General features: G+C 70.4%; 23 protein-coding genes and 1 pseudogene. 11 read left to right on the top strand and 13 right to left on the bottom strand.

Features of this window, described 5'->3' with window-relative positions:
• Positions 1-60: 60 nt before the first annotated feature.
• The 4 genes from BIV24_RS26130 to BIV24_RS26115 form a co-directional block, all read right to left on the bottom strand.
• The gene (locus BIV24_RS26130; protein ID WP_071368894.1) at positions 61-867 is read right to left on the bottom strand and encodes an ATP-binding cassette domain-containing protein; all 807 of its coding nucleotides are present in this window, start codon (positions 865-867) and stop codon (positions 61-63) included.
• Positions 864-1934 (bottom strand): ABC transporter permease, encoded by a 1071-nt coding sequence (locus tag BIV24_RS26125; RefSeq protein ID WP_071368893.1) that lies wholly within the window; start codon positions 1932-1934, stop codon positions 864-866. The genes BIV24_RS26130 and BIV24_RS26125 overlap by 4 nt, the downstream gene beginning before the upstream one ends.
• Positions 1931-2935, bottom strand: coding sequence for a sugar ABC transporter substrate-binding protein (locus tag BIV24_RS26120; RefSeq protein WP_071368892.1), 1005 nt, complete (start codon positions 2933-2935; stop codon positions 1931-1933). Before BIV24_RS26120 ends, BIV24_RS26125 begins: the two co-directional genes overlap by 4 nt.
• 162 nt (positions 2936-3097) lie before the next feature.
• Positions 3098-3835, bottom strand: coding sequence for a GntR family transcriptional regulator (locus BIV24_RS26115; protein WP_107459725.1), 738 nt, complete (start codon positions 3833-3835; stop codon positions 3098-3100).
• 128 nt (positions 3836-3963) lie between these two features.
• On the opposite strand from BIV24_RS26115, the gene BIV24_RS26110 reads away from it, so the two are divergent.
• Positions 3964-4974, top strand: a complete 1011-nt coding sequence (locus BIV24_RS26110; protein WP_071368890.1) for a Gfo/Idh/MocA family protein — start codon at positions 3964-3966, stop codon at positions 4972-4974.
• A gap of 141 nt (positions 4975-5115) precedes the next feature.
• Here BIV24_RS26110 and BIV24_RS26105 read toward each other — a convergent pair.
• From BIV24_RS26105 to allB, 4 genes and pseudogenes are all read right to left on the bottom strand, one after another.
• Positions 5116-5538 (bottom strand): annotated as a pseudogene (locus BIV24_RS26105) (dihydrofolate reductase family protein); the annotation flags it as partial.
• Between the two features lie 100 nt (positions 5539-5638).
• On the bottom strand, positions 5639-6451 hold the full coding sequence (locus BIV24_RS26100; protein WP_177198821.1) for an AIM24 family protein: 813 nt from the start codon (positions 6449-6451) through the stop codon (positions 5639-5641).
• A gap of 128 nt (positions 6452-6579) precedes the next feature.
• On the bottom strand, positions 6580-7719 hold the full coding sequence (gene alc, locus BIV24_RS26095) for an allantoicase (protein WP_071368907.1): 1140 nt from the start codon (positions 7717-7719) through the stop codon (positions 6580-6582).
• A gap of 52 nt (positions 7720-7771) precedes the next feature.
• Positions 7772-9109, bottom strand: coding sequence for an allantoinase AllB (allB, locus tag BIV24_RS26090; protein WP_071368889.1), 1338 nt, complete (start codon positions 9107-9109; stop codon positions 7772-7774).
• Between the two features lie 313 nt (positions 9110-9422).
• On the opposite strand from allB, the gene BIV24_RS26085 reads away from it, so the two are divergent.
• The 3 genes from BIV24_RS26085 (at position 9423) to aceB (ending at position 12751) form a co-directional block, all read left to right on the top strand.
• Positions 9423-10220, top strand: coding sequence for an IclR family transcriptional regulator (locus BIV24_RS26085; protein WP_071368888.1), 798 nt, complete (start codon positions 9423-9425; stop codon positions 10218-10220).
• A gap of 74 nt (positions 10221-10294) precedes the next feature.
• Positions 10295-10909, top strand: a complete 615-nt coding sequence (locus BIV24_RS26080) for a nucleotidyltransferase family protein (RefSeq protein WP_071368887.1) — start codon at positions 10295-10297, stop codon at positions 10907-10909.
• Positions 10910-11134: 225 nt separating this feature from the next.
• Positions 11135-12751, top strand: coding sequence for a malate synthase A (gene aceB, locus BIV24_RS26075; protein ID WP_071368886.1), 1617 nt, complete (start codon positions 11135-11137; stop codon positions 12749-12751).
• Positions 12752-12889: 138 nt separating this feature from the next.
• Here aceB and BIV24_RS26070 read toward each other — a convergent pair whose 3' ends face one another.
• The 3 genes from BIV24_RS26070 to lepB all read right to left on the bottom strand — a co-directional run bounded on the left by BIV24_RS26070 (position 12890) and on the right by lepB (position 15180).
• Positions 12890-13804, bottom strand: a complete 915-nt coding sequence (locus BIV24_RS26070) for a HipA family kinase (protein WP_071368885.1) — start codon at positions 13802-13804, stop codon at positions 12890-12892.
• 99 nt (positions 13805-13903) lie between these two features.
• On the bottom strand, positions 13904-14431 hold the full coding sequence (locus BIV24_RS32530; protein WP_079168537.1) for a hypothetical protein: 528 nt from the start codon (positions 14429-14431) through the stop codon (positions 13904-13906).
• Positions 14428-15180 (bottom strand): signal peptidase I, encoded by a 753-nt coding sequence (gene lepB, locus BIV24_RS26060; RefSeq protein WP_177198820.1) that lies wholly within the window; start codon positions 15178-15180, stop codon positions 14428-14430. Before lepB ends, BIV24_RS32530 begins: the two co-directional genes overlap by 4 nt.
• A 197-nt stretch (positions 15181-15377) precedes the next feature.
• Here lepB and BIV24_RS26055 point away from each other — a divergent pair, with 197 nt between their 5' ends.
• A complete protein-coding gene (locus tag BIV24_RS26055; protein WP_071368884.1) occupies positions 15378-16187 on the top strand; it encodes an inositol monophosphatase family protein in 810 nt (269 codons plus the stop codon).
• Positions 16188-16267: 80 nt separating this feature from the next.
• On the opposite strand, the gene BIV24_RS26050 is transcribed toward BIV24_RS26055, so the two are convergent.
• Positions 16268-17767 (bottom strand): IucA/IucC family protein, encoded by a 1500-nt coding sequence (locus tag BIV24_RS26050; RefSeq protein ID WP_071368883.1) that lies wholly within the window; start codon positions 17765-17767, stop codon positions 16268-16270.
• 85 nt (positions 17768-17852) lie between these two features.
• Here BIV24_RS26050 and BIV24_RS26045 point away from each other — a divergent pair, with 85 nt between their 5' ends.
• The 3 genes from BIV24_RS26045 to BIV24_RS26035 are packed head-to-tail and all read left to right on the top strand — an operon-like array spanning position 17853 to position 21489.
• On the top strand, positions 17853-19373 hold the full coding sequence (locus tag BIV24_RS26045; RefSeq protein WP_071368882.1) for an IucA/IucC family protein: 1521 nt from the start codon (positions 17853-17855) through the stop codon (positions 19371-19373).
• A gap of 41 nt (positions 19374-19414) precedes the next feature.
• Complete coding sequence (locus BIV24_RS26040) at positions 19415-20680, top strand: VWA domain-containing protein (RefSeq protein ID WP_071368881.1); 1266 nt, start codon at positions 19415-19417, stop codon at positions 20678-20680.
• Positions 20680-21489, top strand: a complete 810-nt coding sequence (locus BIV24_RS26035; RefSeq protein ID WP_071368904.1) for a hypothetical protein — start codon at positions 20680-20682, stop codon at positions 21487-21489. Before BIV24_RS26040 ends, BIV24_RS26035 begins: the two co-directional genes overlap by 1 nt.
• A 355-nt stretch (positions 21490-21844) precedes the next feature.
• On the opposite strand, the gene BIV24_RS26030 is transcribed toward BIV24_RS26035, so the two are convergent.
• Entirely contained in the window at positions 21845-22315 is a 471-nt protein-coding gene (locus BIV24_RS26030; protein WP_071368880.1) for an NUDIX domain-containing protein, read from the bottom strand.
• Between BIV24_RS26030 and BIV24_RS26025 the strand changes: the two genes are divergently transcribed.
• The 3 genes from BIV24_RS26025 (at position 22283) to BIV24_RS26015 (ending at position 24458) form a co-directional block, all read left to right on the top strand.
• Positions 22283-22888 (top strand): nuclear transport factor 2 family protein, encoded by a 606-nt coding sequence (locus BIV24_RS26025; protein ID WP_342745279.1) that lies wholly within the window; start codon positions 22283-22285, stop codon positions 22886-22888. The two genes, BIV24_RS26030 and BIV24_RS26025, sit on opposite strands and share 33 nt — an antisense overlap.
• 245 nt (positions 22889-23133) lie before the next feature.
• The gene (locus tag BIV24_RS26020; RefSeq protein WP_071368878.1) at positions 23134-23784 is read left to right on the top strand and encodes a histidine phosphatase family protein; all 651 of its coding nucleotides are present in this window, start codon (positions 23134-23136) and stop codon (positions 23782-23784) included.
• 44 nt (positions 23785-23828) lie between these two features.
• Positions 23829-24458, top strand: a complete 630-nt coding sequence (locus tag BIV24_RS26015) for a hypothetical protein (protein ID WP_071368877.1) — start codon at positions 23829-23831, stop codon at positions 24456-24458.
• Positions 24459-24472: the final 14 nt, after the last annotated feature.

Genomic DNA, 24472 nt, shown 5'->3' with positions numbered 1-24472 from the left:
GGTCCGCCGGGGCACCGGTCGTCACGCGGCTCACCGACGCGAGGTGACAGCCCCGCGCCCCTACGAGGCGCGGTTGTTCAGCTCGTGACGCAGATCGTCGAGTTCGTCGCCGCCCGCCATCTGCCGTGTCAGCTCCTCCAGCGAAATCTCCTCGCGGGTGTGGTGGCCCACCATCGCGCCGCGCTTGAGCAGGATGAAACGATCGCCCACCAGGTACGCGTGGTGCGGGTTGTGGGTGATGAAGACAACACCCAGTCCGGCGTCCCGTGCGGCAGCCACATATTTCAGCACCACACCCGACTGCTTCACACCCAGTGCCGCCGTCGGCTCGTCGAGGACCAGCACCTTGGCACCGAAGTACACCGCCCGCGCGATGGCCACGCACTGGCGCTCACCGCCCGACAGGGTGCCGATGGGCTGGTCGACGTCCCGCAGGTCGATGCCCATGCGCAGCAGTTCGGCGTGCGTGGTCCGGCGCATGTGGTCGACGTCCATGCGCTTGAAGGGACCGACGCCCTTGCGCGGCTCGGAACCGAGGAAGAAGTTCCGCCACACCGGCATCAGCGGTACGACGGCCAGGTCCTGGTAGACCGTGGCGATCCCGCGGTTCAGGGCCTCGCGCGGGGAGGACGGACGGCACTCCTCACCCTCGATACTGAAGGTGCCGGCGTCGTGCTGGTGCAGCCCCGCGATGATCTTGATGAGCGTGGACTTGCCCGCTCCGTTGTCGCCGAGGACGCAGGTGATCTCCCCCTCGTGGACCTTGAGAGAGACCCCTTCGAGGGCGCGGACGTTGCCGTAGTACTTGCTGACGTCCTCCAGCTCGACGAGCGCGGTGCGCTCCTTGGCGTCGACGTCCGTCGTCATGTCGTGGCCTCCGCACGCTTGCGGACCCAGGCGTTGAGCAGGGTCGCGAGGAGGAGCATCGCTCCGAGGAAGAACTTGAACCAGTCGGGGTTCCACTGGGCGAAGACGATGCCCTTGCTGGTCAGGCCGAAGATGACCGCGCCGACCGCCGATCCGACCGCGGATCCGTAGCCGCCCGTGATCAGACAGCCGCCGATGACGGCCGCGATGATGTAGATCAGCTCGTTGCCGACGCCCTCCCCGGACTGCACGACGTCGAAGGAGAACAGCAGGTGCTGGCCGGAGATCCAGGCGCCGAGGGCGACGCCCATGTACAGGCCGGTCTTGGTGCGGTGCACCGGGACGCCGACCGCGCGCGCCGCGCTCTCGTTGCCGCCGACCGCGAAGATCCAGTTACCGGCCCGGGTGCGCAGCAGGATCCAGGAGGCGAGGGCGACCAGGGCGAACCACCACAGAATGGTGATCTTGAAGTCGATGCCGCCGATGGTGATCGTGGAGGCGAACACGGCCTTGGCCGAGGAGAAGCCGTCCATGTCGGAGATCGACTTGGTGGAGACCGTGCCGCTGATCAGCTTGGTGAAGCCGAGGTTCAGACCGGTCAGCATCAGGAACGTGCCGAGCGTGACGATGAAGCTGGGTAGCTTCGTGCGGGTCAGCACGATTCCGTTGAAGGCGCCGATCGCCAGCGTGACCAGGAGGGAGACGCCCACGCCGACCCAGACGTTGGCGGTCATCTGGTAGCTGAACATCGACGAGACCAGCGCGGACGATGTCACGAGGACGCCCGCGGACAGGTCGAACTCGCCGCCGATCATCAGCAGCGCGACCGGCACCGCCATGATGCCGATCGTCGAGGCCGCGTACAGGACCGTGCTGAGGCTGGAGCCCCGCAGAAAGCTGTCGGCGACGAACGAGAAGAACACGAAGACGGCGAGCGCGCCCACCACCGAGCCCAGCTCGGGCCGGCCGAGGAGCTTCTTCAGGGGCGAGGTCCTCATCAGCCGCTCGTCCGCGACTGCCCCGTCCGCCGTCGTCTCCGGCTGGTTCGCCGGTGTCGTGGTGGTCATCGCGTACCCCGATTCGCGTACTTCTCCAGGGTCGCGGCCTGGTCCTTGGTGACGATCTGCGGTCCGGTGAGGACCGGCTTGCCGCCGCCGATGGTGTTGGCGTTGTACTTGTAGAGCCAGATCTGGTCGACCGCCTCGTAGCCCTGGAGCCAGGGCTGCTGGTCGACGGCGAAGCCGAGGGTGCCGTCCTTCAGCTTGCCCGCCACCTTCGCGTTCAGGTCGAAGGTGTCGATCTCCGCCTTGCTGCCGGCGTCGGACCTGGCCTTCACCGCGGTGTCGGCGAAGGGGGCGCCGAGGGTGACGACCGTGTCGATGGACTTGTCCGACTGGAGCTTGGCGCCGATGGAGGACTGCACGTCCGGCATGTTGGTGCCGTTGACGTAGAGGTTCTGCACGCTGCCGTGGAAGGCCTTCTTCACACCCGCGCAGCGCTGCTCGTGGCCCACGTTGCCCTGCTCGTGCAGCACACACAGGGCCTTCTTGCGGCCGCGCTTGTTCAGCTCGTCGCCGACGGCCTCGCCGGCGATCGTCTCGTCCTGGCCGATGTGGGTGAGGGCGCCGAACGCCTTCGACTCCGCCGATCCGGAGTTCACCGTGACCACCGGGATGCCGGCCTTCTCGGCCCGGGCGATGGCGGCCTTCATCGCATCGGGCTTGGCCAGCGTGACGATGATGCCGTCGACCTTCTGGTCGACCGCCGCGTCCACGAGCTGGGCCTGCTGCTGGGCCTCGGCGCTGTGCGAGTACAGGAAGTTGATGTTGTCCTTGACGGCGGCCTGCTTGGCCCCGCTCTGCACGATGTCCCAGAAGGTGTCGCCGTCACCGGAGTGCGTGATCATGGCGACCGTCCAGCGAGGCGTGTCCACCGCGGCCCGACCCTGGGCGGCGGCGGCCTTGCGGGCGTCCTCCGCGCGCTTTCCGCCGTGGCTGCTGCACCCTGCGAGGGATACGCCGAGCACCCCTGCGAGTGCGATGGTCACCCAGATCCGTATCCGTGCCACGAGGCCGTGCCGCCCTTCTTGCGGAGTCGATAAGAACGACCCAGTATCGCTTACCCGCCATCGATATGGCAGGTCAGGACCGGGGTTTACGGGAAGCGCGGGCGCTTCGGCCCGTCAGAGGCTTCAGAATCACAGGGCTTCGAGCTTCGGGATCGCCGGGCTTCAAGGTCGTACGAGTAGCTGAAACTCGAACGAGTAGCGCGAGGCGCGGTAGGTGTGAGTGCCGAACTCCACAGCGCGGCCGGTGTCGTCGAACGTGGTGCGCTGCATGGTGAGCAGCGGAGCGCCCTCGGATTCGCCGAACCGTTCGCCCTCGGCGGGGGTGGCGGCGCGGGCCCCGACGGACTGCCGGGCGCTGTGCAGCGTGATGCCTGCGGCCCGCATCAGGCGGTAGAGGCCGGTCGCCTCCAGCCGCTCGGTCTCCAGATCGAGCAGCCCGGTCGGCAGATAGTTGCACAGGTACGCCATCGGCTCGCCGTGCGCGAGGCGGAGCCGCTCGACGCGGTGCACCTCGCTTCCCTCGGGCACGTCGAGCGCGGCGGCGACCTCGGCCGACGCGGGCACGAGGGTGTTGCCGAGCACCCGGGTCGCGGGGCATTGCCCGGCCGCCTCCAGGTCGTCGTACAGGCTGCTGAGCTCCAGCGGCCGCTTGACCTGGCTGTGCACGACCTGGGTACCGACACCGCGGCGGCGCACGAGCAGACCCTTGTCGACGAGGGACTGGATGGCCTGACGGACGGTGGGCCGGGACAGACCGAGCCGTGCGGCCAGGTCGATCTCGTTGCCCAGCAGGCTGCCCGGCGTCAGCGTCCCACACTCGATCGCGGCCTCCAGCTGCTGGGAGAGCTGGAAGTACAGCGGGACCGGGCTGCTCCGGTCGACACTGAGCTGGAGCGACACGGTCGGGTCCACAACTGGTTTCGGCACGGGGCGAGCGTAGCTCCGGCGGTGGATGACGGGAAGTCGTGTAGTCCGATTGTCCGGACAATCCATTGACAGAACGAAGGATGCGACCGCAGGTTGTTCCCATGCGCATCGGACTCATCGGAGCAGGTCGCATCGGGACGTTCCACGCGACCACGCTCAGCCGCCACCGCGAGGTCGGCTCGCTCATCATCACGGATGTCGACGCGGCCCGGGCCCGTGGGCTCGCGGACCGTCTGGGCGCGACGGCCGCGCCCGGCATGGACGAGATCTACACCCGGGGCGTGGACGCCGTGGTCATCACGGCGGCGACCGCCGCCCACGCCGAGCTGATCGGCCGGGCGGCACGCTCCGGGCTCCCGGTGTTCTGCGAGAAGCCGATCGCGGTCGACCTGCCGAGCACGCTGGCCGCCCTGGCGGAGGGCGAAGCGGCCAAAACGATCCTGCAGATGGGCTTCCAGCGTCGCTTCGACGCGGGTTACACGGCCGCGCGTGAGGCCGTGCGCTCCGGCAGGCTCGGGCGGCTGCACACGATCCGTGCGATGACGTCCGACATGGCGCCGCCGCCGGCCGCGTATCTGCCGGCCTCCGGGGGGATCTACCGCGACTGCCTGGTGCACGACTTCGACGCCCTGCGCTGGGTGACCGGCCGCGAGGTCGTCGAGGTGTACGCGACCGGGTCCGACACCGGCGGGGCGATGTACCGCGAGGCGGACGACGTCGAGACGGCCGCGGCCGTGCTCACGCTGGACGACGGCACGCTGGCGACGGCGACGGCGACGCGGATCAATGGGGCGGGGTACGACGTTCGGATGGAGCTGGCGGGCGAGCTGGACACGGTCGCGGTCGGCCTGGACGCCCGTACGCCGATCACGTCGACCGAGCCGGCCGGCCCTACGCCCGCGGGCAGGCCGTGGACCGGCTTCCTGGAGCGGTTCGCGCCCGCGTACGAGGCCGAGATCGCCGCGTTCGTCGAGGTGGTGAGAGGTGAGCGCGCGAATCCGTGCGACGGTCGAGAGGCCCTCCAGGCCCTGCGCGTCGCGGAGGCCTGCGAGCTGTCCCGCCACGAGCGCCGCCCGGTCGACGTCGGCGAGATCGCGGACGCCCGCGACTGACGGGTGCCGACCGGCTGTCCGCTATTCCGATTGACGGAGGCCGATGGTCCCGGTTTCCTGCTGCGATGCCGAACCTTCGCTTCGAAAAACCCGATGACGACGCCGCGCTCGAGGACTGGCGGTACGCCCACAACGAGATCAGAGCAGCGACTGGGCCAGGGCACCGCTGCCGTGCACCTGGAGTTCGCCCTCGGTCCGCTCCTTGACGGCGGTGACCTCCTTGGCGAGGTCACCGCTCAGCACCGTGGTGTTCACCCAGGAGGGGGTGCCGAGGCTCTGCGACGCGACGTACTTCGGCAGGGAGTTGAGCCGGGAGGCGATGGGGTCGGTGGGGTCGGTCACCTTCGGTCAGTGCCCGGCGAAGATCTCGTACGTACGGCGGCCGAGGAGGAAGGCGCCCGCACGGTCGAAGGCCTCGGTCATGAACCGGCCGAAGTCCTCGTCACCGTACGGAACGCTCCAGCCGCCCTGTTCGAAGCCGCCGCTCGGGTCCTCACGGGGTCCGCCCGGGGCCTGGTGGACGCCGTCGAGGGTGATGAAGGCGGTGACGGTGAGCTTGCCCATGACGGGTGCCCTCCTTTTCGGGTGGTTCTCGGGTCTGCTGTCCACGGTTCGGACCCGGGCGGCCGCCGTAACTCATCGGTCGGCCGTCATCGCATCCCGCTCAGCCGGCGTGCGTCGAGAACAGTCCGCCCGTCGGCCCCTGCTTGTCGCCGCCCTGGGCCTTCTTGAGGGCGTTGGCGAGGCTTTCGATGGTGAGGGACTGCAGGATGACGCGGCCGTTGCCCTCCAGGGTGGCCAGGGACAGGCCCTCGCCGCCGAAGGCCATGTTCATGAGCCCCTGACGGTTGAGGCCACCGACGCGCTCGACGCCGTACTGGATGCCCTCCTCGAAGGCGACGACGCACCCTGTGTCGACCTCGATGCGGCCCCCGAATTCGGCGGGGTTGAGGTCGATGAAGTTGCCCGCGCCGGCGATGATCACCGTCCCGTACCCGGTGAACTTCTCCAGGATGAAGCCCTCGCCGCCGCTCATGCCCGTACGCCCGCCCTGGAAGGCGATGCCGAATTCGACGGTCGACTCGGCGGCCACGAAGGCGTCCTTCTCCGCGAACCACGCGCGCGTGCCGTCGAGTTCCAGGGCCCGCATCTCGCCGGGAAGCACGCCGGCGAACCCGACGGTGCCCTCGCCGTCCTGCGCCGTGAAGTACTGGAACGCCAGCGACTCGCCCGCCAGGGCGCGCTGGCCTACCTGCATGGCGGTGCCCATGGCCTGGCGCAGGAAGCCGCCCATGCCACCCGCGCCGCCCTGGGACTGGCCGCCGCCGTTCGACGGGCCGGAGAGGCGGGTCTCCATGGTCACGTTCGTGGTCTTGAAGAGGAACTTGCCCGCCTCGCAGTACACGGTCTGCCCAGGGCTCAGGTTGACGACCGCCATCTGCATGGCGTTGCCGACGATGTCTTGCCGAAGAGTCACGTCGGGAGAACGCCGGCGCCGGGCGAAGAGTTCCGGCCGCCTCGAATCCGCCGTGGCCGTCCGTGTGAGCGGGCGGGCGCGGGGCGCACCGGTGCCGTCGGGGCCGGTACGCCCGCGTGCAGGTCGGCTCAGCCGCCCAGTTCCTGGTGACGGGCCGCCAGGCGCGTCGCGCCCTCCTGCGTCAGCGAGCCATAAAGGCGCAGGCGGGAGATGCCGCCGTCCGGATAGATGTCCACGCGCGCGTGCGTGCCGACCGCCGGCACGGGCAGGACGAAGCGGTGGTTCGTGTCGGGCTGGAGGCGGGTGCGCGGCAGGATCTCGCGCCACGCGGCGCCGTCGTCGTCCCCACCGTCCCTGACCGAGACCGACGCCCAGCCCGCTGCGTTCCCCTTGAGACAGGCCGTGTCGATCTCGATCGCCCGGATCTGCGACTGGGCGACCAGCCGGTACCGGATCCAGTCGTTGCCCCGGTCGCGGCGGCGGCGCGTCTCCCAGCCGTCGTCCATCGTGCGGGAGCGGCCCGGCTGGATTGTGTTCGTGGCCGGTGAGTAGAAGAGGTTCGAGGCGTCCTCGACCTGGCCGCCGTTCTCCAGGGCGACCACGTCGAGGGTGCCGAGGACCGCCAGCCAGGCCGGGTCCGGGACCACCTCGCCGTACACGCGCAGGCGCGCGACGCCCCCGTCGGGGTGCTGGTTCAACCGCAGGTGTGTGACGCGCTGTTCGACCGACACCGCGAAGCCGTTCGCCGCGTGTCCTGCGACCGGCGTGCGCGGCACCAGCGTCGTCCACTTCGCCTCGTCCGACAGCAGCTGCTCCGGGGACGGGGAGCCGGGCACCGACGTGCCCTCGACGGACACCGCCTGCGGGTAGTTGCCCCGGAAGTGCGCCGTGTCGACCACGATGCCGCGTACCACGCCCGGCGCGCCGAGCCGCACCAGCGCCCAGTCGTGGTCCTCGGCCGTCGGCCACGGGTGCTCGGCCGAGGCGCCGCGACGGCGCCGTGTCTCCCAGCCGTCCATGACCTTGCCCTTGTGCCCGAAGTGCTCGGGGTCGAACTCGGCGCGCTCAGGCACGAGGAGGTTCTCGCGCTGGGCGAAGAACTCGTCGCCCGCGGCGATGACCCCGGCACCGAGCCTGCGGTCGGCGAGATCGGTGTACCGCGTGAAGGGAAAGTCGGCGGTGCGGTAGTCCGCGTAGGGGTCTCCGCCCCCGTACGGGTCGGCGTCGCCGGTGAAGCCGGTCCACTCGGATTGCTGTTGAGCCGTCACGGTGATCAGGTCTTCCTCTCGGGAGTCGGCCACTGCGGCTGCGGAGGGGAGCTCAGCCGGTTCTGTCGAGCAGTCGGCCCTTCGGCTCGGTGAACTCGCCGTCCGCCACGATGCGCTCGCCGCGCAGCCAGGTGGACCTGACCACGCCGTACAGGGTCCTGCCCGCGTACGGGGTGACCCGGTTGCGGTGCTGGAGGGCCGCCGGGTCCACGGTGAACGTCTCGTCGGGCGCGAGCACCGCGAAGTCGGCGTCGCGGCCCGCCTCGACGGCGCCCTTCCGGCCGAGTCCCGCCAGTTGTGCGGTGCGCGTGGACATCCAGCGGACCACGTCCTCCAGGCCGTGGCCGCGTTTGCGGGCCTCGGTCCAGACCGCCGACAGGCTGAGCTGGAGGCCGGAGATGCCGCCCCACGCGGTCGCGAAGTCCCCGGTCTTCAGGTCGGCCGTCGACGGGGAGTGGTCGGTGACCACGCAGTCGATGGTGCCGTCCGCCAGCGCCCGCCACAACAGGTCCTGGTTGGCGGCCTCGCGGATGGGTGGGCAGCACTTGAACTCGCTTGCGCCGTCGGGGACTTCCTCGGCGGTCAGGGCCAGGTAGTGCGGACAGGTCTCCACCGTGATCCGCGCCCCCTCGGCCTTGGCGGCGGCGATCAGCGGCAGCGCATCGCCGGAGGACAGGTGCAGCACGTGCACACGCGCGTCGAACCGCTTCGCCTGCGCGATGAGGTTCGCTACGGCCGCGTTCTCGGCGTCGCGCGGTCGGCCGGCGAGGAAGTCGGCGTACTTCGGGCCGCCCTGCTGCGGGGCGGCGGCGAGGTGGTGCGGATCCTCGGCGTGCACGACGAGCAGTCCGCCGAATCCGGCGATCTCGGCCAGGGATCGGGCGAGCTGCCCCTGATCGAGGTGCGGGAACTCGTCCACGCCCGACGGCGACAGGAACGCCTTGAACCCGAAGACTCCCGCGTCGTGCAGCGGCCGCAGGTCCGCCACGTTGTCGGGCAGCGCGCCGCCCCAGAATCCGACGTCGATGTGGGCCTTGCGGGCCGCGACCTCCTTCTTCGTACGGAGGTGGTCGGCGGTCGTGGTGGGTGGGAGGGAGTTGAGCGGCATGTCGACCAGGGTGGTGATGCCGCCGGCCGCCGCCGCGCGCGTGGCGGTCCAGAAGCCCTCCCACTCGGTGCGGCCCGGTTCGTTGACGTGCACATGAGTGTCGACCAGGCCCGGCAGCAGGACGTCGTCACCGAGGTCTTCCACCCGGGCGCCGGCGGGTACGTCCGCGTCGTACGGCAGCACAGCCGTGATCGCCCCCCCGGCGACCACGACCGACGCGGCGCGCGCCCCTTCGGGCGTGATGACACACCTCGAGCGCAGGACCAGTTCGGCGTCGGACACCCGGACCCCTCTCTCTGCCGCCGTTGCACGCACGGGAAACGGGATGTACGCCCACGTATCGGGCTTCAACGTTCTGTTGAAGGAGTCTTCACTCCCGCCCTCACACCGTCAAGAGGCGGACCCACCGCCCCGAGGTGAACCCACCGTCCCGAGGTGAACCCCCTCCCGGCACCCTCACCCGCATCAAGCCCGGATGTTTCCGCAAAGCGGAATCAGAGTTCCAATCTACAGAACGTAGCTATGCGCCAGCAGGGAGTCAACCGACCGCCCGGTAGGCTTCTCGCCTTCCCGCCAGTCCCGAAAGGAACGCGCCGTGCCGACGTCCAGCGCCAGCGACGCCCCCGCCAAGCCCGCCGCCAGCGGTGGTGTCCAGTCCCTCGAGCGCGCCTTCGACCTCCTGGAGCGAATGGCGGACGCGGGCGGCGAGGTCGGCCTCAGCGAGCTGTCCACCAGCAGCGGGCTGCCGCTGCCGACGATCCACCGCCTGATGCGCACGCTCGTGGCCTGCGGTTACGTACGCCAGCAGCCCAACCGCCGCTATGCGCTCGGCCCTCGGCTGATCCGGCTCGGCGAGTCGGCGTCCCGGCTGCTCGGCACCTGGGCCCGCCCCCATCTCGCGCGCCTGGTCGAGGAGACCGGCGAGACCGCCAACATGGCGCTGCTCGACGGCGACGAAGTCGTGTACGTGGCGCAGGTGCCGTCCAAGCACTCGATGCGGATGTTCACCGAGGTGGGGCGGCGGGTGCTGCCCCACTCCACAGGCGTGGGCAAGGCACTGCTCGCGACCACACCGGACGACGAGGTCCGCGCCCTGCTCACGCGCACGGGCATGCCCGCTGCCACGGAAAAGACGCTCACCACTCCCGAGGCGTTCCTCGCCGCACTGGGGGAGGTGCGCCGGCTCGGGTACGCGATCGACGACAACGAACAGGAGATAGGGGTCCGGTGCCTCGCAGTACCCGTGCCCGAATCCCCCACGGCCGCGGCGATCTCCATCTCCGGCCCGGCGGGCCGGGTCACGGAGGCGGCGACGGAGACGATCGTCCCGGTGCTCCAGCAGGTGGCGGCGGAGCTTTCGGAGACTTTGGCGAGTTCGGGACCGGCCGCCTGACACCCCTTGCCCCTTGCGGGCCCTGTCACCCCTTGAGCCCCCTGCGGTCGGCACGGGTCGGGTATGCAGGACGTATGACTCGTATGGCTCGTACGGCGTGTAGCGAAGAGGTCGCCGGGCTGCTCCTGGCGGCAGGCGGGGGGCGGCGGCTCGGCGGGCGGCCCAAGGCACTGCTCGAACACCGGGGGCGGCCGCTCGTGGAGTACGCGGCGGGGGTCCTGCGGGCGGCCGGGTGCGGCCGGGTGCATGTCGTCCTGGGGGCCGCGGCCGATGCCGTACGGGAGCGAGCGGACCTGTCCGGCTGCGTCCTGGTGGACAACCCCGACTGGGAGCAGGGCATGGGCACCTCACTGCGGGCCGGGCTCGGCTCGCTGGCCGGGACGGGGGCGCGCGCGGCCCTCGTCTCACTCGTCGACCAGCCCGGCATCGGCCCGGAGGCGGTGGCCCGCGTCCTGGCCGCATACCGGGACGAGAGGTCACTGGCCTCGGCGGCGTACGAGGGCATGCGGGGGCATCCGGTCCTGCTCGGCTCCGCGCACTGGGCGGGCATCGCGGTGACGGCAACCGGGGACCGGGGGGCGCGCGCCTATCTGAAGGCCCACGAGGAGGCGCTCGCACTCGTGGAGTGCGGGGATGTCGCACGGCCCTACGACATCGACACGCAAGGCGACTTGATGCACCTTGACTGAGCGGACGACACCGAGCGCCGCCTCCCCTCGGAGCGGAGAATGCCACCTTCCCTCGGACAATCTCGACGCCAACACATCATGGAATTTCCACCGATTGAAGTTCCACTATGAGGAAACTAGTATCCACTGCCCAGAAGTGCCTGGCTGTTCACCAGGTGCGGGTCAGCCCTGGCGCCTCGTGCCGCCGCGTCCCCTGCCAGCTCGCTGAAGGAAAAGTGACAGCTCATGTCCGCACCGTCCCCGGCGACCGTCGTCGACGCCGAGCCCCTGCCCCGGCAGGAAGAGGTCCTCACCGACGCGGCACTCGCTCTCGTGACCGAGCTGCACCGGCGGTTCACGCCCCGGCGTGACGAACTCCTCGCTCGCCGCGCGGAGCGCCGGGCCGAGATCGCCCGCACGTCCACGCTCGACTTCCTCCCGGAGACCGCCGCGATCCGCGCGGACGACTCCTGGAAGGTGGCCCCCGCACCGCGCGCCCTCGAGGACCGCCGGGTCGAGATCACCGGCCCCACCGACCGCAAGATGACCATCAACGCACTCAACTCCGGCGCCAGGGTGTGGCTCGCGGACTTCGAGGACGCTTCCGCTCCCACCTGGGAGAACGTGGTCCTCGGCCAGCTGAACCTGATCGACGCGTACACCCGGAACATCGACTTCACCGACCCGGGCACGGGCAAGTCGTACGCCCTGCGCCCCGAGGAGGAGTTGGCGACGGTCGTGATGCGCCCGCGCGGCTGGCATCTGAACGAGCGTCACCTCCAGGTCGACGGGCAGCACATGCCCGGCGCCTTCGTCGACTTCGGCCTGTACTTCTTCCACAACGCGCGCCGCCTGCTCGACCTCGGCAAAGGCCCGTACTTCTACCTCCCGAAGACGGAGTCGCACCTGGAGGCGCGCCTGTGGAACGACGTGTTCGTGTTCGCGCAGGACTACATCGGCGTCCCGCAGGGCACCATCCGCGCCACCGTCCTGATCGAGACGATTACGGCTGCGTTCGAGATGGACGAGATCCTCTACGAACTCCGCCACCACGCCTCCGGGTTGAACGCGGGTCGCTGGGACTACCTGTTCTCCATCGTCAAGAACTTCCGTGACGGCGGACCGAAGTTCGTCCTCCCGGACCGCAACGCGGTGACGATGACAGCCCCGTTCATGCGGGCGTACACCGAACTCCTCGTCCGCACCTGCCACAAGCGCGGCGCGCACGCGATCGGCGGCATGGCGGCGTTCATCCCCTCCCGGCGTGACGAGGAGGTCAACAGCGTCGCCTTCGAGAAGGTCAAGGCGGACAAAGACCGCGAGGCGAACGACGGCTTCGACGGCTCCTGGGTCGCCCACCCGGATCTGGTCCCGATCGCCATGGAGTCCTTCGACAAGGTTCTCGGCGACCGTCCGAACCAGAAGGACCGGCTGCGCGAGGACGTCGACGTCCAGGCCGCCGACCTGATCGCCGTCGACTCCCTGCAGGCCAGGCCGACGTACGCGGGCCTGGTCAACGCCGTCCAGGTCGGCATCCGCTACATCGAGGCCTGGCTGCGGGGCCTGGGCGCGGTCGCCATCTTCAACCTCATGGAGGACGCGGCCACCGCGGAGATCTCGCGCTCCCAGATCTGGCAGTGGATCAACGCGGGCGTCGAGTTCGAGAACGGCGAGAAGGCCACCCCGGAACTGGCCCGCAGGGTCGCCGCCGAGGAGTTGGAGAACATCAGAGTCGAGATCGGCGCGGAGACCTTCGCCGCGGGCCACTGGCAGCAGGCGCACGATCTGCTGCTGAAGGTCGCCCTGGACGAGGACTACGCGGACTTCCTCACCCTTCCCGCGTACGAGCAGCTGGCCGGCTGAGTCTCTCGACCACCCTCTCCCACGTCCTGTCCGAGTGGCCCAGGGGCTTCCCCGGGGCCACTCGGCCGTCTGCGAGCCGCGCGGGCAGGCCGACGGCACCGGGTGCGTAATCAATCCGCGCACGGTGCCTGTCCGTCGTCACCCCAGGTGCACGGACCAGTCCTGTTCCGCGGCCGGTTTGCCGTGCAGGTCGGGGACCCGCTTGAGCCAGTTCGGCCTGCCCTGCCGGGTCTTCGCCGCGCGGAGCGCCTCCTCGGCGGCGAGTTCCTCCCGGGTGGGGAAGTCGGTGGGCAGCCAGGCCTCGGAGGCTTTCACCCGGGCCGAGAGGTACTCCACGTACGCGTCCCGGAGTTCGCCGGGCGTCGCGAAGCCCGGCTCGCCGGTCAGCCACGCGTCCGGTACCTCCTCGGCGACCTCCCGCAGCAGCTCCTCGGTCACCCGGGGCGCCAGCTCGGCCTCGGCGGCCCGCATGTCCGGGGTGAAGTGGCCGAGGGCGTGGTGCCGGAAGTCGTACGTCTTCTCCGGCGCGGAGGCGTCCCAGCGGTGGTGGAAGACGAGGGCGGCGCCGTGGTCGATCAGCCACAGCCGCGGGGGTGCGGTGCCGAAGGTGGGCCAGACCATGAGGTTGGAGCTGTGGACCGTGCGGTCGACGTTCACGGTCAGGGCGTCCAGCCAGATGATCCTGCCCGCCTCCACCGGATCGACGGTGCAGGCCTGGGCGACTTCGGGGGTGAAGTCCCGCGCGCCAGGGAGGTAGTCCATGCCGAGGTTGAGACCGGGGCTCGCGTTCAGCAGGTCGCGCACCTCCTGGTGCGGTTCGTGCGCGGCGATCTCCGGGTCGAAGTGGGCGAGGACCAGCTCGGGCACACGCAACCCGAGCCTGCGGGCCAGCTCCCCGACGATCACCTCGGCGACCAGCGCCTTGCGGCCCTGCGCGGAGCCGGTGAACTTCACGACGTACGTGCCCAGGTCATCGGCCTCGACGACACCGGGCACGGAGCCGCCGGACCGCAGGGGTTCGATGTAGCGGGTTGCGGTGACCTGGCTCAGCATTTTCCCAGGCTATCCGACTTCCGTCCGTTACCATCCACGCCCGGTCCCATCCGACCAGCGCCGCCGCCGAAGGTTGTCCGGCGGCGGCCGCCTGACGCATCAGTCGGCTTCCACGACTGGGGTCGCCCCGGGAAAATCCGGGGGCAAGCCGTCGGGCGGCACCGTTCCCGACACAAGGCCGGCCAAGTACTCCGTCACACCCATCTCGAACTCGCACCAGTCGTCGTTGTGCCCACTGACGAGCACGGTCCAGCCCTGGGGATCGCCGCCGTTCGTACGCCAGTAGAAGACGTCGCCGTCGATGGAGTCGCCCCAGGGCACCAGACCGCCGGATTCCGGAAAGGGGACGTACCCGTGCGACATTCCGGAATCACGCAGATCCCCGAGGTTGGTCAACAAGCCCCTCACCCCGGAGACGAAGTACCCCTCCTCACCGGGCCTCGGGATATGGAGGCCCAGGAAGTCGTCCAGGGTGAAGGGAGGGTAGGCCTCGGCGAGGTCGACGAAGTCCGGGGGAAGCACCAATCCCGTCTCTTCGGTGATGAACCTCCAGTCGATCCGCCGTGGCACCTCCGCTTTGATGCCGAGCAGCGTCGGCAGCGCTTCCTCGAGCCGCTGGAGACTCAAAAGTTGACCTGCTCTCGGTGCGCGCCGAGGCCGGTGCGGCGGCGCCTGACGGTCGCGGCGACGGCTGCCGCTACCAGGCCCGCGGCGGTCGTCGCCGCGCCCACCCACAGCCACAGACGATCGGGGGAGGGGACACTCGCGGGGTCCACGGCCATACCGACAATGGCAGTGCGGGCGATGGTTCCGCTGTGCTGCTCATAGATATGGGCACGTGAGTCCGCCGCAACCACCCGGTGGTCGCCGAGGAGGAAGAGCCGGCCCGCGGGAACGGTGACCTCCACAGGAGGGCTGTAAGAGAAGCCGCTCTCGAAGAGGTACGGCTCCCGCAAGGTCTTGCCGTTGACCTTCACCCTCCCGGGCTCGTCGATGACGACGTGATCGCCGCCGACAGCTATCACCCGCATCATGAAGACGCTGTCGGCGCCCCAGTCGCGGGCAGAGAACAGGACCACATCACCGCGCCGGACGCCCGAACCGTCAACGGGCTTCACCGTGACGTCACTTCCCTCGGGATACGTCGGTTCCATCGCCCGGTTCGGCAGGTGCCACGTCCGGTAGCCCGCCGTCTCACCGCCGGTGACCAGGATGCCGACCACCGTGAGCACCATGCCGACCACCGCGACACCCAACGCCACCACCATGGGTACGCGGCTGCCCGCACGGCCCGCCGTCGGCGGCTGCGGCCATCCGTACGGTGCGGATGCTGGTTGCTGGGGCTCGTACGACGGCGGCTTCCACACGTCGTCCATCAAAGTAAGTTCCCTCCTCTCCGTCATCGGCTGTTCAGGCAGGCCCGAAGAACGGCTCGTGCACGGCTCGTCTCCACCTTCCCAGTCTGTGAAATCGTCGGGACGCTACCAGCCGCCTCCGACAGTGCTGTGGATGCGCAGGGGGGCGGAGCTGCCAGTCGGTGAGCCGTGCAACATGCCGCCGCTACCCTGCATCCATGACCAACTCACATACGGGCTTGGACGATTCCGGGGTCGCGATAGCCGCGGCACGTGCCGGGGCGGACGTCGTGCGTGCCATGTACGGACAGCGACTCACCCGCATCGACAAGGGTGCCGGCGACTTCGCCACCGCTGCGGACGTGGACGCCGAAAAGGCGATCCTCGGCGTCATCCATGCCGCCCGGCCTGATGACGCGGTGCTCGGCGAAGAGGGCGGACGGCAGGGTGCCGCCGAGGCCTCGCGCGAGTGGTTGGTGGATCCGCTGTGCGGCACGCTGAACTACGCCGTCGGCAACATGCTGGTGGCCGTCAACGTGGCGCTGCGCGGCGGTCCGGCGGCGGTGGCCGACCCGTTCAGCGGCGAGGTCTTCTACACCGATGGTGAGATCGCCTGGGTGCGGCACGATGGTGCCGATGCCCGGCTGGCGCCCACGTCCGCCACCCAGCTCGTGGATGTCAACCTGGACCCGCCGTTCCCCAACGCGCCCGGCATCCGTGCTGTGGACCTGCTGGCCCAGCCCGGGTTCGTCGAACGGTTCCGGCCCCGGGTCGTCTCCACGACGCTGGCGTTGGCCTGGGTCGCCGCCGGTAAGCGGGCCGCGTATGTCACCGATGGCGGCGACCTGTCCGGGAGCGTGCATTTCGCGGCCGGTATCGCTCTGTGCCGGGCCGCCGGCTGTGTGGTCACCGGAATCGACGGCGGCCCGATCGGACAGACAGGCCGCGGACTCGTCGTGGCAGCCGACAGCGAAACCCACGGACGGCTGATGTCGTTGATCCGCAACGGAAGCGAGAGCTCCGCCTGAAGGGTCGTCCCCTGCCCTCGCGCCGGCCTCAACAAAGAGCAGAGCGCCACCGGCCCGACCCGCGCCGAAGTGACCGGCGTTCAGCGGCCGGCCAGGGGATTCGGCAGCGGCAGATAACGGGCGTCCGCGCCGTCCGCACCCGTCCAGCGCAGCAGGAGGTTCGTCTTGCCGGGGAGGGTGGGCGAGGTGAGCAGGGCGGGGATCTCCGGGACGAGGTGTCGGGCCAGTTCCATGCGGGCGGCGGGCCAGGGGTTCCAGCCGGGGTGGCGTTCCGACAGCAGTGCGGCCACTTCGGCGAGGTTGTTGACGATCAGGCAGTAGACGAGCCGCTCCCAGCCCGCCTCCCGGGACACGTCGGTCAGGAGCTTGACGCCTTCCGCGTCCCGGAACAGGGCCTGGACGGGCAAGCCGGCGGTGTCCACCGCGACCAGCGTGTTCTGCAGGTGTGCCTCCAGGACGACGCCGTGCCGCTGGAACGCCTCCAGGACCGGGGGGACGACCTGACGCAGGTACGCCGTCCACCACTCGGCCGGGTCGGTGAGCGAGTCGAGCGGGCTGCCCTCGAAGCCCTCCGCCAGGGCCGCGGCCAGCAGCGGGGTGGCGCCGGGCAGCACGTGTGGGCGCAGCCCGTCACGGACCAGGACAGCCAGTTCCTCGAAGGCGAAGCCGGCCGTGCGGTAGCCGCGGTCGCTCAGCCAGGCCGCCGGGCCCTCGAGCGCCGCGAACGCGGACACCACCGCCGCGTCGGTGCGGCGCAGCTTGAGCAGGTCGTGGCGCCACAGCCGGCGGATGTCGTTGGTGATCCGCACGTCCAGGCTGAACTTGACGAAGAGGTCGGCGTCGGGGACGTACGCGGTGCGGATCGAGGCCGTCGGCCATACGGGCCGCGGGGTGGCGCCGAGCCGCACGAGCCGACCGTCCTCGAACGCCGCGCGGATCTCCGGCTGGGCGGCGACCAGGTCGAGTTGCCAGGGGTGCGCGGGCAGCAGCCGGTACCCGCGCGGCGCCGCGCCGAGCGCGTCGAGCGCCGTCGTGTCGCCCTCCTCGACGACTGCGTCCTCACGCACACCCAGCAGGGCGAGCGGGAAACGGGCGTACGCCTCCGGTGCGTAGGGCAGCCAGCTCGCGACGGGTCCGCCTCCGCGCGCCTTGGGTGCGGGGTGGTGGGGGTGCCCGGTGATCAGGGACTGCTCGGAGCGCACATACGGATCGTCCGGTGCCGTCGCGCGGGCGCGAGCGGCCAGGATCGCGGCCACCGCGTCCCGGCTGTCGATCATCTCGCCGGGCAGTTCGGGGTTGGACAGGCCGGTGACGCTCCGCAGTTCCTCGGTCGTGAGTTTGACCAGTTCGGGGTGGGTGAGCGGCTGCCAGGTACCGCCGGCGTACAGCTCGGGGTCGTGGGGACGGCGCCCGCCACGCACACGCAGCAGCCGACCGCCGACCCGCAGACGGTGGACACCCGCCTCGCCGGCGGGTTCCGCGGCCTCCCGGAGCAGACAGTTGAGCAGCGGCACAGCCGCGTAGGCGTCGGCACGGTCGGGGGCGTCGTCCCTGGGCTGCATGGGGTCCACATGATCCATTCGTCCGTATGGTGCACTGGCGATCAGTATGTCTGCCCTGGCTCGTCCCCACGATGCAGCACCCCGTCCCCCGAGGAGCTGGACTGTGCATCACCTCTCTCTTTGTGCCGAGGCCGAACTGGCCGGCGAACTGCACGCCGTACGGCCCGATCTGTCGGCGTCGTACGCGGCCGGCCTGCCCGGCGCCCGCGCCGCCGTGCTCACACGACTGTGGCGTGCGCTGGCCCATGAGCCGCTGCCGTGGATCGTGCGCCGGGAGCCTACGCGCGACGGGCTCACGCTCCACCTGGCTGACGGTCGTCGTCTGCACGGTCCGCCCGCGGACCCGTATGCGACCGACGCATATGTGACCGAGGTGCGGCTCGAGGGGCGGAGGTACGACCGTCCGGCCGCTCTGGTCATGGCCCTTGATGTTCTGCACGGTGACGCGTTGGCCGCCGAACTCGACGAGAGTACAGCCTCGTTGGCACTGTCGCGCGCCGCTCAGCAGCGGGACGCACCTCAGCCGGTGTCGAGCTGGGCGTGGGAGCAGCGGGTGATCGACGGGCACCCGTACCACCCCAACTGTCGCTCGCGGCCGGGCTTCTCGGTTGCCGAGCAGCTCGCGTACGGGCCCGAGCACCGGCCACTGGTGCGCCTCGGCCTGGTTCCCGTGGACGACGCGCTCCTGCGCGGCACATGGCCGGCGTGGCTGCGGCAGGACGGGCGCTTGCTGATCCCGGTCCATCCCTGGCAGATGGCGCACGTGCTCGACGTACCGGCGCAGGACGGCCCGTTGACCCATCCGCTGATGTCCCTGCGGACGCTGGCACTGCCCGAGGGCGGCCCTCATGTGAAGACCGCGATCAGCGCGCGACTGACGTCCTCCGTACGGGACATCTCGGTCTACTCGGTCGAGACGTCGGCGACGGTGTCCGAATTCGCGGAGTCGATCGCCGCGCGCATGGACGGCCTCCTGTGTGTCACGCGCACCGTGGGGGCGATCAGCGCCCACTCCCCGGATCTCGCGGCGGTGATACGGGAATCACCCGAGGCGTACGCGGACACGGCGGCCGGCGAACGGGTAGTCCCGGTGGCCGCTCTGCCGCTCACCGGCCTGACCACGTCTCCCGCCTGGCTCGCCGGATTCACGCGTCTGGCACTCACCGTCGGCCTGCGGCTGCTGGAGTTGGGCGTCGCCCTGGAGGCGCACGGCCAGAACCTCCTGGTGGTGCTCTCGCCCACGGGTGACCCCCTGCGGCTGGTCTACCGCGACCTCGCCGACATCCGGGTGAGCCCGGCCCGGCTGGCCCGCCACGGTATCAAGGCCCCGGAGCTGTCCGGCCGGATCGTCACGGACGACGAAACCACCCTGCGTCGCAAGCTGTTCGGCTCGCTGGTGGCGGGCGCACTGGCGTCGGCGGCGGGATCGGCGCCCGCCCTGCGGACGGCGCTGCGGACCGCCGTCCGGGATCTGCCGCCCACGCCCGATCTGCCCGCCTTGCGTGAAGACCCGCTGCCCACGAAGGCATTGACACTGATGCGCCTGTCCCCGCGGCGGACCGGAGACCTGTGGACGCGGCTGCCGAACCCGTTCACCGCGCCGACCGCCTCCTGTAATCCGTGATCGTTTTGAAGACCACCCCCTTTGATCAATAGGATCCGGCGATGATCACAAGTAAACGGCTGGCGGCGGGAGCCTGTGCTCTGCTCGCCGCCCTGGCGGCCGGGATAGCCGTCCCGGCCGGCGCAGTCGCCGGTGAGCCGACACCCCAGGACGCACCCAAGGTCGATCTCGTCCTCGATGTCAGCGGTTCGATGCGGACGCGGGACATCGACGGCGGCTCGCGCATGGACGCGGCGAAGCAGGCCTTCAACGAGGTGGTGGACGCGACCCCGGAGGAGGTGCAGCTCGGCATCCGCACGCTGGGCGCCAACTACCCGGGCAACGACCGCAGGACGGGCTGCAAGGACACCGCACAGCTGTACCCGGTCGGGCCGCTGAACCGGGAGCAGGCCAAGACGGCCGTGGCGACCCTGCAGCCCACTGGCTGGACGCCGATCGGCCCCGCCCTGCTGAAGGCGGCGGACGATCTCGACGGCGGCAACGGTACGCGCCGCATCGTCCTCATCAGCGACGGCGAGGACACCTGCGGCCCGCTGGACCCCTGCGAGGTGGCCCGGGAGATCGCGGCCAAGGGGGTCGGGCTGACCATCGACACGCTGGGGCTCGTCCCGAACGCCAAGCTGAACAGGCAGCTGAGCTGCATCGCCGAGGCGACCGGCGGAACGTACACGTCGGTCCGGCACAAGGAGGAACTCTCCGGCAAGGTCAACCAGTTGGTGGACCGTACGACGGACAAGGTGGTGACGCCGGTCGCCGTGGACGGCACCGACCGGTGTGACGCGGCGCCCACGCTGAAGTCCGGTCTGTACACGGACCGCGAGGTGTTCGGTCAACACCGCTTCTACCGCGTCGATGTGAAGCCCGGTCAGGAACTGCGCGCGTCGGTGAGCGTCTCCGACGACAGGCCGGTCAACCCCGACTACGGTGTGTCGCTGCGGGCGTTCACCATCCACGGACGCGAGATCGTCCGCGGTGAGGCCACGGGCACGGGCCGCACGGACATGATGTCGACGGGTCTGCGCTACCCGAAGGCCGAGAGCGACGACGAGAACGCACCCGCCGAGACGGTGTGCCTCCAGGTCGCCAACTCCTTCTCCCCGGCGGCCGGCGTGAAGACCACGCCCGGACTGCCGCTGGAGCTGACGGTCGACGTCGTCGACGGCCCCAGCCAGGCGAGCGACGTTGCCGCCTTCGGCCTCGGGCGCGGCTGGTGGCTGCTCGGCGCCCTCGTGCTGACCGGCTTCCTCGGGGGCCTGGTGTGGGGATGGCTGTCGCGCTGGCGGTTCGCGGTCTGGAGGACCAACTGATGCGTATCAGAAAAGTGTTGACGACCACCTTGCTGCTGCTGGGTGTCGCCGTGTCCCCGGCTGTCGCCGACTCCTCGCCGTCCGCGAGCCCGACCGACGACAGCTCCGCGCCCACCTCGGCGGGTACGTCGTTCCGTACCGCGACGGAGATCGAGCAGGGGCAGCAGGCCACGGCGAACGCTTCGACGGGCGACTACCTTTACTGGTCGTTCCCCGCGGATGCCGGGCAGCGGCCCACCGTGAAGGCCACGGTGAAGCTGCCTTCCTCGTCCCGCAGCGCGGCGCAGACCTGGCAGCTCGACGTGTACGACGGACTGCGGCGCCGCCAGGCGTGCCAGTACGGGGCGCAGACGCGGACGGCCGCCCAGGACGCGGCCACCGTGGACCTGGCCTGCACGCTGCGCACGGTCCGCGCCTGGTCGGAGCCGTGGGCCAACGACCCGCTGCCGGGCACGTACTACATCCGGCTCACCGTCGTGAACCTGGGCACGGCCGACCTCGGGCAGCCGGTGAACGCCGAGGTCCAGGTGAACTCCAAGGAGATCGGCGGCGCCGCGGCAGTGGACGGTTCGCTGTCCCAGCCGCTGGTGCCCGGCATCGCGCTCACCTCGCAGAAGTCCTCCGAGTCCGAGAAGGACAAGGCCACGCTGTCCTCGCTGAAGCCTGACGGCGGCTGGACGTCCGGTTGGTGGTCGGACCGCTGGGTGTGGACCGCGATCGGCGGCGTGCTCGCCGCGATCGCGGGCATCGGCGGGTACGTGCTGACGCGCGGCTCGGGCCGGCCGTCACGGGTGCCGCCGGGCGTCTGAGCCCCGGAAAGAAGCCCGAAAGGGCCCGGGGAAGCCCGGGATGAAACTGGCGGAGGCCCGCCGCGCCCCATCCGGCGCGGCGGGCCTCTTCCCGTGTCGCGGCAGGGGTCACTCCCCGCGCAGCGACTTGGCGAGCGCGCCGTCCCCCGACACCTCTACGCGTCCCCCTGCAGCCCTGGACACGCGATCAGCAGGATCGGGCGGCTCCTGAGCGGGTGTCGGCAGTAGCCGCCGCTCCCCCAGCAACGGGCTCGACTCCCCGCGCCAGAGGCCGTGAGGGCGCCGACCCGTACCGCGACGACGCCGTCGGGGAGCGGCCTGGCCCGCTTGCAATCGGAGCGCACCGTCGGCCGGTTCAGCCCAGGTACGGCTTCTCGCGCTGCTCCAGGAAGTGCTGGACCCTGAGCCGTTGGGTGTGGTGCATCGGCAACTGCTCGATCTCTTCGGGCGGTACGAACCGGAGTTCGGTGGACTCGTCGGAGATCTCCAGTCGGCCTCCGGTGATGCGGGCGGTGAAGCAGACGTTGAACTGTCGCCGGACCTCGCCGTCGGTGTAGGCGATGATGTGTTTCGGGTCGGTGTAGGTACCGACCAGGCCGGTGATCTCGACGTCGAGACCGGTCTCTTCCTTGACTTCGCGGACGGCCGTGCCGGGCAGGGAGTCCGTGAGGTCCATGCCGCCGCCGGGCAGCGCCCACAGGTCGTTGTCGCGGCGGCGCTGAAGAAGGATGCGCCCCTGGTCGTCGGTGATGGCGGCGGAGGCCGCGACGACCATGCTGTTCGGCTCGGGGGCATGCGGGTCGTCGTAGTACTCGGTGCGGGCCACGGTCGGCCTTCCTCTCGTACGCGGTTGCCGTCGCCTACGCGGCGTCGAAGCCGTCGGCGTAGGATTCGACCATGCCACCCTCCTGGTGCCGGCGAGGATGCCACACGGGGGACGACCGCAGTCCCAGGTCCCCGGCTCGCTCTGGCCACATGCAGAAGGGACAATGCGATGGATCCTGATATCCGGACCAGGGCCGCACTCGAGGAACACTGGCGCGCATCGGAACGTGGGGATACCGAAGCCGAGCACGCCATCTACGCTGCGGACGCTGTCCTCGACTACCCCCAGTCAGGTGAACGATTCCGGGGCCGCGCGACGATTTCGGCGCAACGTGGCGGGCATCCTGCCAGTCGGCACTTCACCGTCGACCGAATCGTCGGCAGCGGAGATCTGTGGGTGAGCGAGTGCGTCATCACGTACGACGGGGTGCCCGCCTACTCAGTGAGCATCATGGAATTCGCCCACGGGCACGTGGTACACGAGACGCAGTACTTCGCGGACGCCTTCGGTGCGCCTGAATGGCGGACGGCACTCGCGGAGCCGATGCCGGGCACCCGATCGAACAGGCCCTAGAAACAGGCGAAACCGTCCTGTCCACCGAACTCGCCGCACAGCCTCAACACCGAGATCACCGAGTGGCCGTCGATACACCAGTCCAGCGGACCTGACCGGCCCGTTAGTCTGGGCGGTCCAGTCAAGGTGGACCGTAGGCATCCAGGTTGTGGCCAAGTGGTCACTCCAGGCTGCGAGGGCGCAGCCGATCATGCAGGCGCCGTCCGAAGGTGTCACCGTACGTAGGGGAGAGAAAGGGAACGGCGATGGGTGACCTGCTCCTCGTGCGGCACGGTGAGACCGAGTGGTCGTTGTCCGGGCGGCACACGGGATGGACCGACATCCCGCTGACCGAGAACGGCCGGGAGCAGGCGCGCCGGCTGGCCCCACTGATCGCCCGGCACAGCATCGCGGCGGCGTTCGTCAGCCCGAGGCAGCGGGCCCGGGAGACGGCGCGGCTGGCCGGGGTCGGTGGGGCGCGCGTCGACGCGGACCTGTCCGAGTGGGACTACGGCGGGTACGAGGGGGTCACGACCGTCGAGATCCACCGGACCCAGCCCGACTGGTTCCTGTTCACCGACGGTGTCGCGCCCGGTCCGCCCGAGCATCCCGGGGAGAGCCCGCAGGAAGTGGGAGAGCGCGCCGAGCGCATGCTCGCCAAGATCGACGCTGCGCTCGCCGAGGAGGAGGGCAGCGTGGTCGTCGTCTCGCACGGGCACTTCCTGCGGGTACTGGCCGCTCGGCGGCTCGGGCTGCCCGCGTCGGCCGGGGCCCTGTTCCAGCTCTCCACGGGGACGATGAGCCGGCTGAGCACGGAGCACCGGCGCCATGTGGTGGCAGGCTGGAATGTCAGACCCGACGCGTACTGTTCCCATGGGTCCCTCTCAGAAGGGGAAGCGGGGCCCGACGTGGAGTGACCGGCGCTCACGCGCGCCGGCCCTCCGGGGGGAAGGAGTACGCCGTGACCCGACCGCCGACCGCCGCGCAGCGGCGCGTCATCGACGCCGCCGATCCCGTGACCGGGCGGCTGAGGGGGAGCGAGACCCAGCTTGCCGCGCTGGTGAGGCGGGGGCTGGCCTTCCGGCATCCACGCCCGCCGCACGACCACTTCCTGACCCCGGCGGGGCATCGCATACGGGAAGCGCCCGCCGAGGAGGCCGTCCGGGTCACCGCCCCGGTCGCAGGTGATTCGGACGTGTTCGCCGCGCGGGTCGGCGGCGAGGAGGCCGCCGACAGCGGGCCCGCGCGGCTGCGGGAGGTGCGCAGCGCCTGGCAGGGACTGCTGGAGTTGCGTCGGATGACCAGTCCGGGCGGTGCCACGGACCGGCCGTGCGGCTGGGAGCGCACGCATCTGGTGCGGGCCGCCGCGCTCGCGCTGGAGGCGGCGGGGCACCGGCCCGCGATCGGTGACGGCGACGGCTACCGGGTGCGCGTCACCCCGCAGCCGGAGGCGGTCGCCGTGCATGAGCCGGACCTCACGGCGTTGCGCGCCTGCGCGGCCACGCTGGAGGAGGCGGGCTGGCAGGTGAGCGAGCACACCGAACTTCGGACGGGTGCCCGTTATCTGCTGGCGTCACCTCGACGGGCCTGAGGGGCCTCCAAGGG

Origin of the sequence: Streptomyces colonosanans (genome assembly GCF_001866645.1) — a bacterium.
GTDB classification, from domain to species: Bacteria; Actinomycetota; Actinomycetes; order Streptomycetales; family Streptomycetaceae; genus Streptomyces; species Streptomyces colonosanans.
The sequence above is the reverse complement of the archived record's forward strand: the minus strand, read 5'-3'. Positions and strand labels throughout refer to the sequence as shown.

What these genes read in the sequence shown, in the direction of transcription:
- BIV24_RS26130 (WP_071368894.1), bottom strand. Translation starts at nt 867, where the DNA reads ATGACGACGGACGTCGACGCCAAGGAGCGCACCGCGCTCGTCGAGCTG.
- BIV24_RS26125 (WP_071368893.1), bottom strand. Translation starts at nt 1,934, where the DNA reads ATGACCACCACGACACCGGCGAACCAGCCGGAGACGACGGCGGACGGG.
- BIV24_RS26110 (WP_071368890.1), top strand. Translation starts at nt 3,964, where the DNA reads ATGCGCATCGGACTCATCGGAGCAGGTCGCATCGGGACGTTCCACGCG.
- BIV24_RS26080 (WP_071368887.1), top strand. Translation starts at nt 10,295, where the DNA reads ATGACTCGTATGGCTCGTACGGCGTGTAGCGAAGAGGTCGCCGGGCTG.
- aceB (WP_071368886.1), top strand. Translation starts at nt 11,135, where the DNA reads ATGTCCGCACCGTCCCCGGCGACCGTCGTCGACGCCGAGCCCCTGCCC.
- BIV24_RS26070 (WP_071368885.1), bottom strand. Translation starts at nt 13,804, where the DNA reads ATGCTGAGCCAGGTCACCGCAACCCGCTACATCGAACCCCTGCGGTCC.
- lepB (WP_177198820.1), bottom strand. Translation starts at nt 15,180, where the DNA reads ATGGACGACGTGTGGAAGCCGCCGTCGTACGAGCCCCAGCAACCAGCA.
- BIV24_RS26055 (WP_071368884.1), top strand. Translation starts at nt 15,378, where the DNA reads ATGACCAACTCACATACGGGCTTGGACGATTCCGGGGTCGCGATAGCC.
- BIV24_RS26050 (WP_071368883.1), bottom strand. Translation starts at nt 17,767, where the DNA reads ATGGATCATGTGGACCCCATGCAGCCCAGGGACGACGCCCCCGACCGT.
- BIV24_RS26040 (WP_071368881.1), top strand. Translation starts at nt 19,415, where the DNA reads ATGATCACAAGTAAACGGCTGGCGGCGGGAGCCTGTGCTCTGCTCGCC.
- BIV24_RS26035 (WP_071368904.1), top strand. Translation starts at nt 20,680, where the DNA reads ATGCGTATCAGAAAAGTGTTGACGACCACCTTGCTGCTGCTGGGTGTC.
- BIV24_RS26025 (WP_342745279.1), top strand. Translation starts at nt 22,283, where the DNA reads ATGCGGGTCGTCGTAGTACTCGGTGCGGGCCACGGTCGGCCTTCCTCT.
- BIV24_RS26020 (WP_071368878.1), top strand. Translation starts at nt 23,134, where the DNA reads ATGGGTGACCTGCTCCTCGTGCGGCACGGTGAGACCGAGTGGTCGTTG.